Consider the following 17,301-nt stretch of genomic DNA (forward strand, 5'->3'; position numbering starts at 1 on the left):
TCAGGTGCGGAGGGTGGCGGCGCTGTCGAGGATCGCGCGGGCGAGGGCGTCGCCGGGTGCCGAGAGGGTGCGCCTGCCGGTCTGCAGCGTGAAGTCGAAGCCGCCCAGCGGTGGAAGGCCCGGAATCGGGACGAGGCCTGCGGGCAGGAGGGTCTCGGCGTGGGCCACGACCCCCAGGCCCGCGAGCGCCGCGGCCCGCAGGCCTGACAGCGAGCCGCTGGTGCAGGCGACCCGCCACGCCCGCCCCGCCGCCTCCAGCGCGGCGATCGCGGCGGCCCGGGACAGGCTCGGTGGCGGGTAGCCGACCAGCGGGACCGGCGCGTCCGGGGCCAGTCGCGTGCCGGGCGCCCCGCACCACACGAACCGGTCCGGCCAGACCCGGGTGCCACCTGTCCGGCCGGGGGAGCGCTTGGCGAAGACCAGGTCCAGGTCGCCGTGGTCCAGCGCAGCCTCGAGGGTCTCGCTCAGCCCGACCGTCAGTTCCAGGTCGACGGCGGGGTGCCTGCTCCGGAAGTCCGCGAGGATCGTCGGCACCCGGGTGAGGACGAGGTCCTCGGAGACGCCGAGGCGCAGCCGCTGCCGGACGTCGGCGCCGCGGAAGTGGGCCAGGGCGCGGTCGGTGGCGTCCAGGATCGTCCCGGCGTACTCCAGCATCGCCTCGCCGTCCGCGGTGAGCGCGACGCGGTGGGTGTCCCGGTCCAGCAGGGTCCGTCCGACCGTCTCCTCCAGCCGCCTGACGTGCTGGCTCACCGTCGACTGACGCAGGTCGAGCGCCGCCGCGGCGCGGGTGAACGACAGCGCCCGCGCGACGGCCGTGAAGGAGCGCAGCAGGACGGGGTCCACGCGGTCATCATAGTTCGCACTGACAGACAGAGCGGTACACGGGTTTCCGAATGACCGCGAACCGCTCACCCTGGTACCCGTGCGTCGCGTGAAGATCGACCTGTTCCTGGCGCTGATCCTGGTCACCGTCGGGATCGCCGCGCTGCTGCCCGCGCGCGGGGCGGTGGCGGAGGGGTTCGGGCACGCGACGACGGTCGCCATCGGGCTGCTGTTCCTCCTCTACGGCGCCCGGCTCTCCACCGGCGAGGCGATCGAGGGGCTCAGGCACTGGCGGCTGCACGGGACCGTCCTGGCCGCAACGTTCGTGGCGTTCCCGCTGCTCGGGCTGCTGATCCAGCTCGTGCCCGCGAGCGTGCTGCCCACCGAGCTCACGCTCGGGGTGCTGTTCCTGTGCTGCCTGCCGTCGACGGTGCAGTCGTCCATCGCCTTCACCTCCGTGGCCCGGGGGAATGTGCCCGCGGCGATCTGCGCGGCGTCGCTGTCCAACCTGCTGGGCATCGTGGTCACGCCGCTGCTGACCGGGCTGCTGCTGTCGGCGCAGGGCGGGATCTCGGGCGGCGCGGTGCTGGACGTCGCGCTGCAGCTGCTCGCGCCGTTCGTCCTCGGGCAGGTGCTGCGCCGCTGGATCGGCGGCTGGGTGGGCCGCAACAGGAGGTACCTGCAGGTCGTGGACCGCGGCTCGATCCTGCTGGTGGTCTACGTGGCGTTCAGCGAGGGGATGGTGGAGGGGATCTGGGGCCGGTTGTCCCTGGGCGCCCTCGCCGCCCTGGTGGGGACGTGTGTGGTGCTGCTCGCCGTCGTCCTCGCCCTGACCTGGTTCGTCCCCGCCCGGTTCTTCGACCGCGAGGACCGGATCACCGTCCTGTTCTGCGGGTCGAAGAAGAGCCTGGCCAGCGGGCTGCCGATGGCCGGGGTGCTGTTCGCGGGCGGGCAGGTCGGTCTGCTGGTGCTGCCGCTGATGCTGTTCCACCAGATCCAGCTGATGGCCTGCGCGGTGATCGCGGGGCGCCTGGGCCGCGAGGTCCGGGAGCCCGTGCTCCAGGGTTGACCTCGCCCCCGCCGGGACCACCCCGAGGGTCTCGACGTCGCGGCCCGGCTGTGCGTGGCGGAGGTGAGCAACGACAGGACGGAGCACACCCGGCGAGCATTTAGGCTGGACTCATGCACACCTGGGCCTCCGTCGACCTCCCCGCGCTCGAGGGGAGCGGTCCGCCGCTCCGCCTGTACGACACCTCGACCGCGCGGGTCCGCCCGACCGCCCCGGGTGACACCGCCACGATGTACGTCTGCGGCATCACCCCGTACGACGCCACGCACCTCGGCCACGCCGCCACCTACCTGGCGTTCGACCTGGTCAACCGGCTGTGGCGGGACCTCGGGCACGAGGTGTACTACGTCCAGAACGTGACCGACATCGACGAGCCGCTGCTGGAGCGGGCCGAGCGGGACCAGGACGACTGGGTGGTCCTGGGCATGCGCGAGACCGCCCTGTTCCGCGAGGACATGGAGGAGCTCCGGGTGCTCCCGCCGCGGGACTACATCGGCGCGGTCGAGGCGATCCCGGAGATCGCGGAGCTGGTCGGGAAGCTGGTGGCCAACGGCGCGGCCTACCGGATCGACGACCCGGAGTACCCGGACGTGTACTTCGACTCCGCGTCGACGGGCCACTTCGGCTACGAGTCGACCTACGACGCGGAGACGATGCTCCGGCTGTCCCGCGAGCGCGGCGGCGACCCGGACCGGCCCGGCAAGCGCAACCCGGTCGACGCACTGCTGTGGCGCCTGGAGCGACCCGGCGAGCCCGCGTGGGAGTCCGACCTGGGTCGGGGGCGTCCGGGCTGGCACGTCGAGTGCGCGGCGATCGCGCTCAACCGGCTGGGCACGCAGATCGACCTCAACGGCGGCGGCTCCGACCTGATCTTCCCGCACCACGAGTGCGGCGCGGCCCACGCGGAGGCGCTGACCGGCGAGCACCCCTTCGCCCGGCACTACACGCACACCGGGATGATCGGGCTGGACGGCGAGAAGATGTCGAAGTCCCGCGGCAACCTGGTGTTCGTGTCGAAGCTGCGGTCACAGGGCGTGGACCCCAACGCGATCCGCGCCGCCCTGATCTCCGGGCACTACCGCGAGGACCGGCCCTGGACGGACGAGCTGCTGGCCACGGCGGAGAAGCGGCTGGCGCGGTGGCGGGAGGCCGTCGCACTGGAGGCGGGCCCGTCGGCGTCGAGCCTGGTGGCGCGGCTGCGCGAGCACCTGGCGGACGACCTCGACACCCCCCGCGCGCTGGCGGCGGTCGACGCGTGGGCGACCGAGGCGCTGGAGCGGCGAGGCACGGACGCCGCGGCCCCGGCCGAGGCCCGCGCGGCGATCGACGCCCTTCTCGGCATCGCGCTCTGACTGCACGTTTCGTGCTCTCAGCGTGGCTTGCGCCGCGGTGAGCGCACGGAACCGGTGATCATGCCGCGCTGACGGCACGAAACGTGCGACCGGGGCGGTCAGGGGCGGCGGGGGACCAGGGCGGGGACGGCGGCGACCAGCAGGGCGGCCGGGGCGAGGAAGGCCGCGAGCGGGTCCGCGTGGTAGATCGGCGGCAGGCCTGCGGGGGAGGCGGCGGCGCCGAAGAACCGCAGCGACTGCACCACCGACACCGCGCCGCTCCGGTTCGCCCCCGGCCCGCCCAGGACCAGGGCGTTCACCCCGACCAGCAGGAGCTGACTCGGGATCCCGGCCAGCACCCAGAGCACCGCGACCAGCCACACGACCGGCGCGAGCCCGACGCAGGCGAGCAGCAGCCCGCCCGCCACCGCGCCGACGACGACACAGCGCCGCGCACCCACCCGGTCCACGGCCGCCCCGACCAGCCGCGCGGTGAGGATCCCCATCGCGCCCAGCCCGGTCAGGACGAGCCCGCGCGGCCCCGAGTCCAGGGCGAACACGTCCGCCAGCCGGAGGGCGACCAGGAACCCCGCGCCCGCGAGACAGCCCCAGCCGAGCCCGGCGACCAGACCCAGCCGCAGCACCTGGGGCCGCAGCGCGCTGCGCAGGGTGGCCCGCGCCCGGCCCGCGGCCCGCTCCTCCCGCGGGATCCCGACCACGGCGAGGAGCAGGGCCACCACGGCGACCCCGTAGAAGGCGTAGTGCCACTCCACCTCGGCCGCGAGCCCGCCCACCAGCGGCGCCGACGTCTGGCCCGCGGCCTGCAGCGACCCGTACCAGCCCAGCGCCCGACCGAGGGCCTCCGGCACCACCGACGCGGCGAGCGCCGCCATGATCAACGGGGTGGTGAAGGCGTTGGCCAGCCCCTGCACGATCCGCGCCCCGAGGAACAGCCCCCAGGACGGGGCCAGCACCGCGGCCACACAGGACAGCGAGTAGAGGACGTAGGCGAGCCGGACCGTGCGCGACCGGCCCCAGCGCTCGCCGAGGGTGCCCGAGACCAGCATCGCCGCGGCGAACGGCAGCAGGAACGCCGTCAGCGACGTCGACGCCGTGGCGGGGGAGATCCCGAAGGACCCGCCCAGCTCCGGCAGCATCGCCGTGGTGATCCCGCCGCCGAACGGGCCCAGGAACCCGCCGAGGTAGAGCCCGGCCCTGCGCAGGTTCAGCTCGCGCCGCCGGGGCCGCGGCGGCGCAGGTAGCGCTCGAAGTCCTTGGCGATCTCGTCCCCGCTGGTCTCGGTCAGGTCGACGGGCTGCTCCTCCTCGTCGTCCTGAGCCTGCTGCTCGAGCTGGCGCACGTACTCGCGCACCTCGTCGTCCGCCTCGGCCATCTCGTTGACCGTGCGCTCCCACTCCTCGGCCTGCTCGGGCAGCCCGCCGAGCGGGACCTCGACGTCCAGCGCGTCCTCGACTCGCAGCAGCAACGCCACGGCGGCCTTGGGCACGCGGGCCTGCGAGACGTAGTGCGGGACCTCGGCCCAGTAGGACAGCGCGGGCACGCCCGCCTCGATGCACAGGTGCTGGAAGACCCCGACGATGCCGGTGGGCCCCTGGTAGGTCGACGGCTCGACGCCCAGCTTCTCCGTGGAGTCCGAGTCGTAGCCACTGCCGCGGACCGGGGTGGGTCGGGTGTGCGGGATGTCGGTGAGCATGGCGCCCAGGTTGATGACCTTGGTCACGCCCAGCCGTTCGACGTACTCCAGGATCTCGCCGCAGAACGTGCGCCAGCGCAGGTTCGGCTCGATCCCGTTCACCAGCACGACGTGCCGCTCGCTGCCCGGCAGCTTCGCCACCGACAGCCGGGTCGTCTGCCACTCGATCCGCCGCGTGACGCCCTGCGCCATCCGGACCAGCGGCCGCGTGACCTGGAAGTCGTAGTACTCCTCGGGGTCGATCGAGCCCAGCGGCTCGGCGTCCCAGCTCAGCTCGAGATGCTCGAGCGCGGTGCTCGCGGCCTCACCCGCGTCGTTCCAGCCCTCGAACGCAGTGATCATCACCGGGTCCACGAGGTCCGGCAGATCGGAGGGCACCCCCGCACGCTGCTCTCGCTCGGTCATCCGTCCACCCTACGGCGCGCGCATCTAGCACGGTGGACAGCCGTACTCTGGTGGAGTGTCAGCCGTGAACGCAGCCGCGTCAGATCACAGCTTCGACACCACGCTCCTGGAGACCCTGTCCCAGCGCGTGGTGGTCGCCGACGGTGCCATGGGCACCATGCTCCAGAACGCCGAGCTCACGCTCGACGACTTCGCGGGGCTCGAGGGGTGCAACGAGATCCTCAACGTCACCCGGCCGGACGTGGTGCGCGGGATCCACCGCGCCTACTACGAGGCGGGCGCGGACGCCGTCGAGACGAACACCTTCGGCGCGAACCTGCCCAACCTCGCCGACTACGACATCGCGGACCGCATCCGCGAGCTGGCCGAACGGGGGGCCGCCCTGGCCCGCGAGGCCGCGGACGAGGTCGGCGGGGAGCGGTTCGTGCTGGGCTCGATCGGCCCCGGCACCAAGCTCCCCACGCTGGGCCACGAGCGGTTCGGCACCCTGCGGGACGCCTACACCGAGACCGGGCGGGGCCTGCTCGCAGGCGGCGCGGACGCGTTCCTGATCGAGACCTGCCAGGACCTGCTGCAGGTCAAGTCGGCCGTGTTGGGCGTGCAGGAGGCGATGCGGCTCGAGGGCAGGCGCGTCCCGATCATCACCAGCGTGACCGTCGAGACCACCGGCACGATGCTGCTGGGCTCGGAGATCGGCGCCGCGCTCACCGCGTTGGAGCCGCTGGGCATCGACCTCATCGGGCTCAACTGCGCCACCGGGCCCGCCGAGATGAGCGAGCACCTGCGCACGCTGTCCAAGCAGTCGCGCATCCCGCTGTCCGTCATGCCGAACGCCGGCCTCCCGGTGCTGGGCAAGAACGGCGCCGAGTACCCCCTCACCGCCGAGGAGCTCGCCGAGGCGCTGTCCGTCTTCGTCCGGGACTACGGGCTGCGGCTGGTCGGCGGCTGCTGCGGGACGACGCCGGCGCACGTCCGCGCCGTCGCGGACGCCATCCCGCAGGTCACCGCCGCCCAACGCAGGCCGCGCCCCGAGCCCGGCGTCGCGTCGCTGTACGCGCCCGTGCCCTTCCGCCAGGACACCTCGGTGCTGATGGTGGGGGAGCGGACGAACGCCAACGGCTCCAAGAAGTTCCGCGAGGCCATGCTGGAGGAGCGCTGGGAGGACTGCGTCGCGATCGCCCGCGAGCAGACCCGCGAGGGCGCGCACCTGATCGACCTGTGCATCGACTACGTCGGCCGGGACGGCGTCCGGGACATGGAGGAGCTCGCGGGCAGGCTGGCCACGGCCTCGACCCTGCCCGTGATGCTGGACTCCACCGAGCCCGAGGTCCTCAAGGCGGGCCTGGAGCTGCTCGGCGGTCGCTCGATCGTCAACTCCGTCAACTTCGAGGACGGGGACGGGCCCGGCTCGCGCTACCAGCGCACGATGGAGCTGGTCCGGGCGCACGGCTGCGCGGTCGTGGCGCTGTGCATCGACGAGGAGGGCCAGGCCAGGGACCGGGACTGGAAGGTCCGCGTCGCGTCGCGGCTGATCGAGGACCTGACCACGAACCACGGGATGCACGTCGAGGACATCGTCGTCGACACCCTGACCTTCCCGATCACCACCGGGCAGGAGGAGGTCCGCAGGGACGGCCTGGAGACCATCGAGGCGATCCGCGAGCTCAAGCGGCGCTACCCCGAGGTCCAGACCACGCTCGGCATCTCCAACATCTCCTTCGGCCTCAACCCGGCGGCGCGCCAGGTGCTGAACTCGGTGTTCCTGCACGAGTGCGTCGAGGCCGGGCTGGACACCGCGATCGTGTCCGCCGCGAAGATCATCCCGATGGCGAAGATCCCGGACGAGCAGCGCGCCGTCGCGCTCGACCTGGTCTACGACCGCCGCCGCGAGGGCTACGACCCGCTGAACAGGTTCATGGAGCTGTTCGAGGGCGTCACCGCCACGTCCGCGCGGGCGAGCCGGGCCGAGGAGCTGGCCGGGCTGCCGCTGTTCGAGCGGCTGGAGCGGCGGATCGTGGACGGCGAGCGCAACGGCCTGGAGGCGGACCTCGACGAGGCGATGACCACCCGGCCGCCCCTCGAGATCGTCAACGACACGCTGCTGGCGGGCATGAAGACCGTCGGTGAGCTGTTCGGCTCCGGGCAGATGCAGCTGCCGTTCGTGCTCGCGTCCGCCGAGGTCATGAAGACCGCGGTCGCCCACCTCGAGCCGCACATGGAGAAGTCGGACGACGAGGGCAAGGGCACGATCGTGCTCGCCACGGTGAAGGGGGACGTCCACGACATCGGCAAGAACCTCGTGGACATCATCCTGAGCAACAACGGCTACACCGTGGTCAACCTGGGCATCAAGCAGCCCATCTCCACGATCCTGCAGGCCGCGGAGGAGCACCGGGCGCACGCTGTCGGGATGTCCGGGCTGCTGGTCAAGTCCACGGTGATCATGAAGGAGAACCTGCAGGAGATGAACTCCCGCGGGACGCGGCTGCCGGTGCTGCTCGGCGGCGCCGCGCTGACCCGCTCGTACGTGGAGAACGACCTCACCGAGGTCTACGAGGGCCGGGTCTCCTATGCCCGGGACGCCTTCGAGGGCCTGCGCCTGATGGACCAGACCATGTCCCGGCTGCGCGGGCTCACCCCCGCGGTCGACCCGGACGAGGAGCGCAAGGCGGCCGAGCGCAAGGAGCGCCACGAGCGCTCCAAGCGGATCGCCGCGAAGCGCAAGGCGGCCGAGGCCGAGGCGGCCGGACCGCTGCCCGAGCGGTCGGACGTGGCGGTGGACAACCCGGTCCCGACGCCCCCGTTCTGGGGCACCCGGGTCGTCAAGGGGCTGTCGCTGTCGGAGTACTCCGGGATGGTGGACGAGCGCGCGCTGTTCCTGGGGCAGTGGGGCCTGCGCGGGACCAAGGGCGGGGACGGGCCGTCCTACGAGGAGCTCGTCGAGACCGAGGGCAGGCCGCGGCTGCGGTACTGGCTGGAGCGGCTGACCGCGGACGGGGTGCTCGCGCACGCCTCGCTGGTCTACGGCTACTTCCCCGCGGTGTCGGAGAAGGACTCGCTGCTGGTGCTCACCGAGCCGCGGCCGGACGCGCCGGAGCGCTACCGGTTCACGTTCCCGCGCCAGCGCCGGGACCGGAACCTGTGCCTGGCGGACTTCTGGCGCCCGCGCGAGCTCGCGATCGCGAACGGCGAGATCGACGTCCTGCCGCTGCACCTGGTGACCATGGGCCAGCCGATCGCCGACTACGCCAACGAGCTGTTCTCGAAGGACGCCTACCGGGACTACCTGGAGGTCCACGGCCTGGGCGTGCAGCTCACCGAGGCGATGGCGGAGTACTGGCACAAGCGGATCCGCGAGGAGCTGACCTGGGGTGCCACGGGCCGGAGCCTGGCCGAGGAGGACCCCACGGACATCGAGGACTTCTTCAAGCTGGGCTACCGCGGCGCCCGGTACTCGCTGGGCTACGGCGCCTGCCCGAACCTGGACGACCGCGCGAAGATCATCGACCTGCTGGAGCCGGGCCGCATCGGCGTGACCCTGTCCGAGGAGTTCCAGCTCCATCCCGAGCAGTCCACCGACGCGCTGGTCGCCCACCACCCGGAGGCGAAGTACTTCAATGCCGGGTGAGGCGCGCTCGTCGGGGCCCGGCTCCGATCCGCACGAACGGCACCCTCGTGCGGACCTACCGCACGAGAGTGCCGTTCGTGCGGTTCCGGCGGCGGTGCTGTTCGACATGGACGGCACGTTGATCGACTCGGAGAAGGTGTGGGACCGCTCGCTCGTCGAGGTCCTGCGTTGGCTGGGCGGCACCGACCTGTCCGCGGCGGCCCGCCGGGAGACCCTCGGCGGGAACCTCGCGAGCAGCCTCGCCATCGTGTTCCGGGAGGCGGGCGTCGCGCAGACCCCGGCGCTGTCGGAGCAGGGCGCCCGGATGCTCGTCGACACCACGGCGGAGTTCTTCGAGGCCGGGCTGCCCTGGCGGCCCGGCGCCGAGGAGGCGCTGCGCACTGTCCGGCTGGCGGGTCCGAAGGTCGCCCTCGTGACCAACACCGGCCGGTACCTCACGGACAAGGCGCTGATCGGGATCGGGCACGAGCACTTCGACGTCACCGTGTGCGGGGACGAGGTGCCGCGCGGCAAGCCCGCGCCGGATCCGTACCTGCGGGCGGCGTCGCTGCTGGGCGTGGCGATCACGGACTGCGTGGCCGTCGAGGACTCACCGACGGGCATCGCGTCGGCCGAGGCCGCGGGCGCGGCCGTGCTGGGGGTGCCGTGCGAGGTGCCGATCCCCGCGGGCCCGCGGCGTGTCGTCCGGGACTCGCTGGTGGGGTTGCGGGCGGAGGACCTGGCCTGCGTCCTCGGGTCGGTCCGCGGGCGTCCCGAGGCCTGACGGAACCACCCTGCTCACGCCGGGTACCGTCGGGCGCGATCAGCGTGCGCCGAGCGGAGCCTCCTTCCGGGTGAACGCCCGGGAGGACCGGGCCGCCCGGCGCATGCCGGCACCCGGCGATCTCCTGCGGCCCGTTTCCGGTCGTGACCGCGGGGGACGCATCCGACACTGGGTGTGCAGGAACGCTCGTGAGAGGAAGACGCCGACCCGTGAAGACATTCGACGCGCTGTTCGAGGAGCTCAGTGAGAAGGCGGCCGCCAAGGCCCCCGGCTCCGGCACCGTCGCGGCACTCGAGGCCGGGGTCCACGCCCAGGGCAAGAAGCTCCTCGAGGAGGCGGGCGAGGTCTGGATCGCGGCCGAGCACGAGTCGGACGCCGCCCTCGCCGAGGAGATCTCGCAGCTGCTCTACCGCACGCAGGTGATCATGCTGGGTCGTGGACTGACCCTGCAGGACGTCTACAAGTACCTCTAGAAACGGACTGACCCATGCTGCGCGTCGCACTTCCCAACAAGGGGACGTTGGCCGAGCCCGCCGCGACGATGATGCGCGAGTCCGGCTACCGGCAGCGCACCGACTCCCGCGACCTCTCGATGATCGACGAGGAGAACGGGATCGAGTTCTTCTACCTGCGGCCCAAGGACATCGCGACCTACGTCGGGTCCGGGGACCTGCACCTCGGGGTCACCGGGCACGACCTCATGGAGGAGTCCGGCAGCCAGGTGCAGGAGGTGCTCAAGCTGGGCTTCGGCGCGTCGAAGTTCCGCTTCGCCGCGCCCGAGGGCCGGGAGTGGAAGCTCGAGGACCTGGACGGGAAGACGATCGCCACGTCCTACCCGCGGCTGGTCCGCTCGCACCTGTCCGGCAAGCGGATCGGCGCCAAGATCATCAAGCTGGACGGCGCGGTGGAGATCTCCGTGCAGCTCGGCCTGGCGGACGCGATCGCGGACGTCGTGTCCTCCGGGCGCACGCTGCGCCAGCACGGGCTGAAGGTCATCGGCGACCCGATCGCCGAGTCCGAGGCCATGCTCATCGAGCGCGAGCCGCGGATGGACCGGCAGGAGACGCAGGAGGTCATCGACCTCAAGAAGATCTTCGCCGAGCGGATCCGCGGCGTCGTCTACGCCCGGCAGTACCTGATGCTGGACTACGACTGCCCCAAGGTGAAGCTCGAGGCGGCCAAGGAGATCACCCCCGGTCTCCAGTCGCCCACGATCGCCCCGCTGTCGGACCCGGACTGGGTCGCGGTGCGCTCGATGGTGCTGAAGAAGGAGTCGAACCGGGTGATGGACAAGCTCGCCGCCGTCGGCGCGCGGGGCATCCTGACCTCGGAGATCCGGAGCTGCCGGGCGGTCGACGGCGGGCTGCACTAGCCGGGTTCAGCGCCTGCGGACGGTCAGCTCCTGGGTGATCCGGCCCGCGTGGCCGTCCGCGTCGAACAGGCGGGCCGAGACGGTCCCGGTGCCCGTCGGGCCGATCACGGTCTGCGCGTCGATGCCCGTCCACCCACCGGTGGGCGGGCGGTGCAGGTGCACGCTCAGCTCGGTGTTGAGGAACAGCCAGCCGCTCATCGGCAGCGGCGCCGCCACCCCGTTCGCGGAGTCGGCCACGGCGGCGAGGCGCTGCAGGCCGCTGGGCTCCTCACCCTCCACGACCGGGACCCGCAGCCGCCCCCACGCCGCACCGGGGCCGAGCTCGTCGAAGTGCCCGGCGACCCAACGCCACTCGACGGCGTCCAGGTACCCGGGCAGCCAGCCCTCCGGCCTGCCGACCTGCGGCGCGACGGTCTCGGGCCCCGGGATGGGGTCGCCCGCGCCGGTGGCCGCGTCCGCGGTGTCCGCGATCGCCAGCCGCCAGGCGCGGGCCCGCAGCACGGCGCGCCCGCCCGCGGTCATCTCCGCGGCGAGCAGCTCGATCGTGCGCCCCGGCCGCTCCACCCACGCCCGCACCGCGACCTCGCCCGCGGGCACCGCACCGAGGACCTCGATGGAGTAGCGGGCCAGCTGCAGTGGCGGAGCGTCCGGGCGGCTCGGCGGGACCCGCTCGAAGGAGCGGACCAGCAGCGCCGAGGGCGGGCCGAGGTGCTGCGCGTCGGCGAACCACGGCCCGGTCGTCGCGGCCGTCGCGTGGAAGAGGCCGGCGGACGGATCGGTGGGATCGCTGTCCAGCGGTCGGTAGAAGGGCTCCTCGCTCACGCCCCGATCATGCCCCGCGCGCCCCCGGCTCAGCTCGCCGCTGCCCCGAAGGGGGCCGTCGGCGCCTCGCCGCGCAGCTCCGGCCAGCCCGGATAGGGCGGGGGAGTGCCGTCCCACGCCGGGCACAGCGCCTTGTGGTCGCACCAGGCGCAGCCCGGGCCGCGGTTCGGCCGGAAGTCACCCGTGCGGTCCGCCTCGACGATCGCGGCCCAGATCGCCTCCAGGATCCGCTGGAAGCGGCGCAGCTCGGCGGCCTCCGGGCGGTAGGTCAGCTCCTCGCCGCCCCTCCCGAGGTAGACCAGCCGCAGCTGCTCCGGGACGCGGCCGCGCAGCTCGAGCAGCGCCAGCGCGTAGAACTTCATCTGGAACAGCGCCCGCGACTCGCCGGACTCCCGCGGCGCCGACCCCGTCTTGTAGTCGACGATCCGCAGCCCGCCCGCGCCGTCGACGTCCAGCCGGTCCAGGTACCCCCGCAGCGGGACGCCCGAGGCCAGCTCGGTCTCGACGAGCAGCTCCCGCTCGCCGGGTTCGAGGGCTCGCGGGTCCTCCAGCGCGAAGTAGGTGTCCAGCAGGTCCGCCGCGCCGGCCAGCCAGGCGCCGATCCGGTCCGGGGCGGCGGGCTCCTCGACGGGGACCGGGTCGGCGTCCCCGGGGAGCTCGGGCGGGGCCGGGGGACGCGGCTCGGGGATCACCGCGACCAGCTCGGGCGCCTCGGCGGCGATCTCCGACCACACCGCGCCGAGCAGCGACCGGGCGGTGTCCGGCAGGCGCTCGGCGGCGGGGAGGTCGAACAGCCGCTCCAGGACGGCGTGGACCAGCGTGCCGCGCAGCGCGGCCGGGCTGGGGGACTCCGGCAGCCGGTCGACCGCGCGGAACCGGTAGAGCAGCGGGCACTGCTTGAAGTCCGCGGCCCGGGACGGGGACAGGGCGGGTCTGCGGCGCTCGTCCCGCTCCTGCCCGACCTGCTCCTCGTCCACGTCGCAGAACAGTAGGTGACCGCACCGACAGTCCCCGCGGACCCACGAAGTAGCGTTGCGCCCCGTGCCCGACTCCGATCTCCGCACCGTCGACGCCCCGGCCGACCCCCCGACCGAGCCCGCCGACGCCACCGTCGCGGACGGAGCCGACCCCACCCCCGACCCCGTGGACCCCGCTCCCGAGGGGGCGGCGGGCCCCGACACGCCCGAACCGGAGATCGATTCGGCGAACGGCGAGCCGCACCTGCGCACCCGCGGCGGGCCCTTCCGGGAGGGTGACCGGGTCCAGCTGACCGATCCCAAGGGCCGCAAGTACACCGTCATCCTCGAGGCGGGCGCGAGCTACCACACCCACCGCGGCTCCATCGCGCACGACGAGCTGATCGGCAGGCCGGAGGGGTCCGTCGTCCACTCCGCGGCGAACACGCCCTACCTGGCCCTGCGGCCGCTGCTCGCCGACTACGTGCTGTCGATGCCGCGCGGCGCGGCCGTGATCTACCCGAAGGACGCGGCGCAGATCCTCGTCTGGGGCGACATCTTCCCGGGCGCCCGCGTGCTGGAGGCCGGCGCCGGGTCGGGGGCGCTCACCTGTTCGCTGGTCCAGGCCGTCGGCCCGTCGGGTTCGGTGGTCTCGTACGAGGTGCGTGCGGACCACGCGGAGCACGCCGATCGCAACGTGCGACGGTTCTTCGGCGACGCGCCACCCAACTGGACGTTGCGGATCGGTGACCTTAACACTCACGACGGCGCCGCCGAGCCGTTCGACCGCGTCATCCTGGACATGCTGGCGCCCTGGGAGTGCCTCGAGACGGTGCGCGACACGCTCATCCCGGGTGGCGTCCTCGTGGCCTACGTGGCCACCACGACCCAGCTGTCGCAGGTCGTCGAGAAGCTCCGCGAGATGCAGTGCTGGACCGAGCCGCAGGCCTGGGAGTCGCTGGTCAGGCCCTGGCACGTGGTGGGTCTGGCGGTCCGACCCGAGCACCGCATGATCGGTCACACAGCGTTCCTGGTGACCGCTCGTCGGCTGGCCGAGGGCGTGGTCCCGCCGCGGCAGCAGCGCAGACCGACCAGTCGCTGAGGGCATCCGGTCGAGTACTCCCTTCCGGCCGATTACGGGAACCAGACATCCCGATGGCGTCAAGGTGCCGTCCGCGTGAGTGACGGATCACCGAATCGCCTCACCGCGATGGGCGACGCTTCCGGGTACCGTATGGAAACGGAGCACGGAGGGAGGATGCCGTGAACCCTTACGACGATGGTCCCGGCACTCGTGAGCCAGGCGAAGGCGGGGCCCTGACCCCGGCTGAGGCTGCGGCCCAGATCCGCTACCTCGAAGAAGAAGTCGCGATGCTGCGGCGCAAGCTGACCGAATCCCCCCGGCACGCGCGTCTGCTCGAGCAGCGTCTCGCGGAGTCCGCCAGCCGGTTGTCCCAGCTGAGCGCGCGCAACGAGAAGCTGACCGAGACCCTCAAGGAAGCGCGGAGCCAGCTGATCGCGCTGCGCGAGGAGGTGGACCGCCTCGCCCAGCCGCCGAGCGGGTACGGCGTCTACCTCACCGCGTACGAGGACAGCACGGTGGACGTGTTCACCTCGGGTCGCCGCATGCGGGTGGCGGTCTCCCCGGCGGTGGAGATCGACACCCTGCGCAGCGGCCAGTCGGTGCGTCTCAACGAGGCGCTCACCGTGGTCGAGGGCTGCGACTGGGAGAAGATCGGCGAGGTCTGCGGGCTTCGCGAGGTCCTCTCCGAGCCGACCGACTCCATGGCGGGTCGCGGCCTCGTCGTCGGGCACGCGGACGAGGAGCGGGTCGTCTGGCTCGCCGCCCCGCTGTTCGACGACACCGTCGAGGACTTCGTCGCCCTCAAGCCGGGCGACTCCCTCCTGGTGGACACCAAGGCGGGCTACGCCTACGAGCGGGTGCCGAAGGCCGAGGTCGAGGACCTCGTGCTCGAGGAGGTCCCGGACGTCGGCTACGAGGACATCGGCGGTCTGTTCCGGCAGATCGAGCAGATCCGGGACGCCGTCGAGCTGCCCTTCCTGCACGCCGAGCTGTTCACCGAGTACGAGCTGCGGCCCCCGAAGGGCGTCCTGCTCTACGGGCCCCCCGGCTGCGGCAAGACGCTGATCGCCAAGGCGGTCGCCAACTCGCTGGCCAAGAAGATCGCGGCCCAGCGCGGGGACGACCCGAACGAGGGTCGGGCGTTCTTCCTCAACATCAAGGGCCCCGAGCTGCTCAACAAGTTCGTCGGTGAGACCGAGCGGCACATCCGGCTGATCTTCCAGCGGGCTCGGGAGAAGGCGAGCGCCGGTACCCCGGTGATCGTGTTCTTCGACGAGATGGACTCGATCTTCCGGACCCGTGGCTCGGGTGTCTCGTCGGACGTCGAGACCACGATCGTGCCGCAGCTCCTGGCGGAGATCGACGGTGTCGAGGGCCTGGAGAACGTCATCGTCATCGGCGCCTCCAACCGCGAGGACATGATCGACCCCGCGATCCTGCGCCCCGGCCGACTCGACGTGAAGATCAAGATCGAGCGTCCGGACGCCGAGGCGGCCCAGGACATCTTCTCGAAGTACATCACCGACACCCTCCCCATCAACGAGGAGGACCTGGCGGAGTTCGCGGGCAACCGCAAGGCGTGCGTGGACGCGTTGATCCAGCGCATCGTCGAGCGGATGTACGACGAGTCGGAGGAGAACAGGTTCCTCGAGGTCACCTACGCCAACGGTGACAAGGAGACCCTGTACTTCAAGGACTTCAACTCCGGCGCGATGATCCAGAACATCGTCGACCGCGGGAAGAAGTCCGCGATCAAGGCGGTCCTGGACACCGGGCAGAAGGGCCTGCGGGTCCAGCACCTGCTCGACGCGATCGTCGACGAGTTCGCCGAGAACGAGGACCTGCCCAACACCACCAACCCGGACGACTGGGCGCGCATCTCCGGCAAGAAGGGCGAGCGGATCGTCTACATCCGCACGCTCGTCACCGGCAAGAACGACGCCTCGAGCCGCGCGATCGACACCGCGTCGAACACCGGCCAGTACCTGTAGGACCCGCTCGCCCGTCGAGGCCCCGTCCGGAGTTCCGGGCGGGGCCTCGACGCGTGTCGGGGGAGTGGTCCGCGGGGACCCTCTGCCCTGCCCGCACGGCTGCACGCGGGCTGTCCGATCCGTTCAAGCCCGCCTGCCGAGCCCGTCGCTAGCGTGCTCGGCATGGGTTTTCGCAGCACCGAGACCGTGATCGAGATCGTCACCGCCGATCTGGGCGAGGCGCTCGCCTTCTACCGAGCGCTGGGACTCGGGGTCCCCGAGGGCGTCGACGAGGCACCGCACGTCGAGGTGCCGCTGCCCGGGGGGAACCGGCTCGCGTTCGACCCCGAGTCCACCGTCGCGAGCGTCACCGAGGGCTACACGCCGCCGACGGGGGAGGGTCGGGTCGCGCTGGCCTTCGGCTTCGACACCCCCGCCGAGGTCGACGAGGCCCACGGCGCCCTGGTCGGAGCGGGCGCCCCGAGCGTTCACGCCCCGTTCGACGCACCCTGGGGCCAGCGCTACGCCACGGTCACCGACCCCGACGGCACCCACATCGACCTCTTCGCAGCGCTGCCCTGACCTGCGTGGGGGCTGATGATCACCGGGTCGGGTCGGGAGTCGGCGACGAGGGCCGAGGGCGGGACGCAGGCGAGCGACCTGACCTCGCGGGTCAGGTGGGGTTGGTCCGCATAGCCGGTGCGGGCCGCGACCTCGGCGGGCGCGACCCCCCTGTACAGGAGGTCCGCGGCGGCGCGGAAGCGCAGGATCCGGCGCAGCACCGTGGGGCCGTAGCCGAAGACGGCGGTGCAGTGGCGGGTCAGGGAGCGGGTGGACCAGCCGAGCTCGTCGGCGAGGTCCGCGACCGCCGCCCCGGTGCCGAGCCGTGCGGTGACGTGGCCGAGCGCGGTCAGGGACCAGGGCGCCGTCTCCCGCCGCTCCACCGCCGCGTCGACCAGCCGCTCGACAGCGCCGAACAGACCCGCGCCCGCATCCGAGCGGGCAGGGCGGAGGTCGGCGACCAGGGGGCGGAGGGCTCGCGGAGCCACAGACTCGACGGGCTCGCGGCGGTCTCTCAGCTCCTCGGCGGGGACGCCGAGGAGGCGGGGGAGGACGCCGGGGTGGAAGCGGATCCCGGCGGTCCAGTCCGCGGTGCCGCTCGCGAGGAACGCGGAGGTGTCCGGGCCCGCGACCGACCACCCGCCGTCGGGCGAGAGCAGCAGGTCCATGCAGCCGTCCGGGAGGACGCGGTTCCCCCGCGCGTCCGACCACCAGGCGCACTCGACCAGCCCGCGCAGCGACGCGGGGGGCGGGGTCTCCCGGTACATCGCCCCACCGTAGACACGCCGCGGGCCCGCCCACCAC

At 72.6% G+C, this 17,301-nt stretch carries 15 protein-coding genes; 9 read left to right on the forward strand and 6 right to left on the reverse strand.

From position 1 onward, the window contains the following. A complete protein-coding gene (locus tag ABD993_RS03740) occupies window positions 1-843 on the reverse strand; it encodes a LysR family transcriptional regulator (RefSeq protein WP_345412662.1) in 843 nt (280 codons plus the stop codon). 79 nt (window positions 844-922) lie between these two features. Between ABD993_RS03740 and ABD993_RS03745 the strand changes: the two genes are divergently transcribed. Next, on the forward strand, window positions 923-1,891 hold the full coding sequence (locus ABD993_RS03745; protein ID WP_345412664.1) for a bile acid:sodium symporter family protein: 969 nt from the start codon (window positions 923-925) through the stop codon (window positions 1,889-1,891). Between the two features lie 113 nt (window positions 1,892-2,004). Next, window positions 2,005-3,243: a cysteine--1-D-myo-inosityl 2-amino-2-deoxy-alpha-D-glucopyranoside ligase gene (mshC, locus tag ABD993_RS03750; RefSeq protein ID WP_345412666.1), complete on the forward strand. Its 1,239-nt coding sequence runs from the start codon at window positions 2,005-2,007 to the stop codon at window positions 3,241-3,243. 98 nt (window positions 3,244-3,341) lie between these two features. On the opposite strand, the gene ABD993_RS03755 is transcribed toward mshC, so the two are convergent. Next, a complete protein-coding gene (locus tag ABD993_RS03755) occupies window positions 3,342-4,451 on the reverse strand; it encodes an MFS transporter (RefSeq protein ID WP_345412823.1) in 1,110 nt (369 codons plus the stop codon). Further along, the gene (locus ABD993_RS03760) at window positions 4,448-5,341 is read right to left on the reverse strand and encodes a PAC2 family protein (RefSeq protein ID WP_345412668.1); all 894 of its coding nucleotides are present in this window, start codon (window positions 5,339-5,341) and stop codon (window positions 4,448-4,450) included. Before ABD993_RS03760 ends, ABD993_RS03755 begins: the two co-directional genes overlap by 4 nt. Window positions 5,342-5,405: 64 nt before the next feature. Here ABD993_RS03760 and metH point away from each other — a divergent pair, with 64 nt between their 5' ends. The 4 genes from metH (at window position 5,406) to hisG (ending at window position 11,104) form a co-directional block, all read left to right on the forward strand. Next, window positions 5,406-8,969, forward strand: coding sequence for a methionine synthase (metH, locus tag ABD993_RS03765; RefSeq protein WP_345412670.1), 3,564 nt, complete (start codon window positions 5,406-5,408; stop codon window positions 8,967-8,969). Window positions 8,970-9,063: 94 nt separating this feature from the next. Further along, window positions 9,064-9,732: an HAD family hydrolase gene (locus tag ABD993_RS03770; protein ID WP_345412672.1), complete on the forward strand. Its 669-nt coding sequence runs from the start codon at window positions 9,064-9,066 to the stop codon at window positions 9,730-9,732. A 209-nt stretch (window positions 9,733-9,941) separates the two neighbouring features. Beyond that, entirely contained in the window at window positions 9,942-10,205 is a 264-nt protein-coding gene (locus ABD993_RS03775) for a phosphoribosyl-ATP diphosphatase (protein WP_345412673.1), read from the forward strand. Window positions 10,206-10,219: 14 nt separating this feature from the next. After that, window positions 10,220-11,104 carry an ATP phosphoribosyltransferase gene (hisG, locus tag ABD993_RS03780; protein ID WP_345412675.1) on the forward strand — a complete coding sequence of 295 codons (885 nt, stop codon included), beginning with the start codon at window positions 10,220-10,222 and terminating at the stop codon, window positions 11,102-11,104. A gap of 6 nt (window positions 11,105-11,110) precedes the next feature. Here the strand turns inward: hisG and ABD993_RS03785 are convergent, their stop codons facing one another. Both ABD993_RS03785 and ABD993_RS03790 read right to left on the reverse strand, forming a co-directional pair. Then, entirely contained in the window at window positions 11,111-11,926 is an 816-nt protein-coding gene (locus ABD993_RS03785) for a thioesterase family protein (RefSeq protein ID WP_345412678.1), read from the reverse strand. A gap of 29 nt (window positions 11,927-11,955) precedes the next feature. After that, the gene (locus ABD993_RS03790; protein ID WP_345412679.1) at window positions 11,956-12,903 is read right to left on the reverse strand and encodes a RecB family exonuclease; all 948 of its coding nucleotides are present in this window, start codon (window positions 12,901-12,903) and stop codon (window positions 11,956-11,958) included. Window positions 12,904-13,147: 244 nt separating this feature from the next. Between ABD993_RS03790 and ABD993_RS03795 the strand changes: the two genes are divergently transcribed. From ABD993_RS03795 to ABD993_RS03805, 3 genes are all read left to right on the forward strand, one after another. Continuing rightward, entirely contained in the window at window positions 13,148-13,984 is an 837-nt protein-coding gene (locus tag ABD993_RS03795; protein WP_345412825.1) for a tRNA (adenine-N1)-methyltransferase, read from the forward strand. Between the two features lie 161 nt (window positions 13,985-14,145). Continuing rightward, a complete protein-coding gene (arc, locus tag ABD993_RS03800) occupies window positions 14,146-15,957 on the forward strand; it encodes a proteasome ATPase (protein WP_425568886.1) in 1,812 nt (603 codons plus the stop codon). 162 nt (window positions 15,958-16,119) lie between these two features. Then, complete coding sequence (locus ABD993_RS03805; protein ID WP_345412681.1) at window positions 16,120-16,518, forward strand: VOC family protein; 399 nt, start codon at window positions 16,120-16,122, stop codon at window positions 16,516-16,518. Here ABD993_RS03805 and ABD993_RS03810 read toward each other — a convergent pair. Then, window positions 16,458-17,264: a helix-turn-helix domain-containing protein gene (locus tag ABD993_RS03810; protein WP_345412683.1), complete on the reverse strand. Its 807-nt coding sequence runs from the start codon at window positions 17,262-17,264 to the stop codon at window positions 16,458-16,460. The genes ABD993_RS03805 and ABD993_RS03810 overlap by 61 nt on opposite strands. Between the last annotated feature and the right edge of the window lie 37 nt (window positions 17,265-17,301).

This window comes from Pseudonocardia xishanensis (assembly GCF_039541715.1).
GTDB lineage: Bacteria > Actinomycetota > Actinomycetes > Mycobacteriales > Pseudonocardiaceae > Pseudonocardia > Pseudonocardia xishanensis.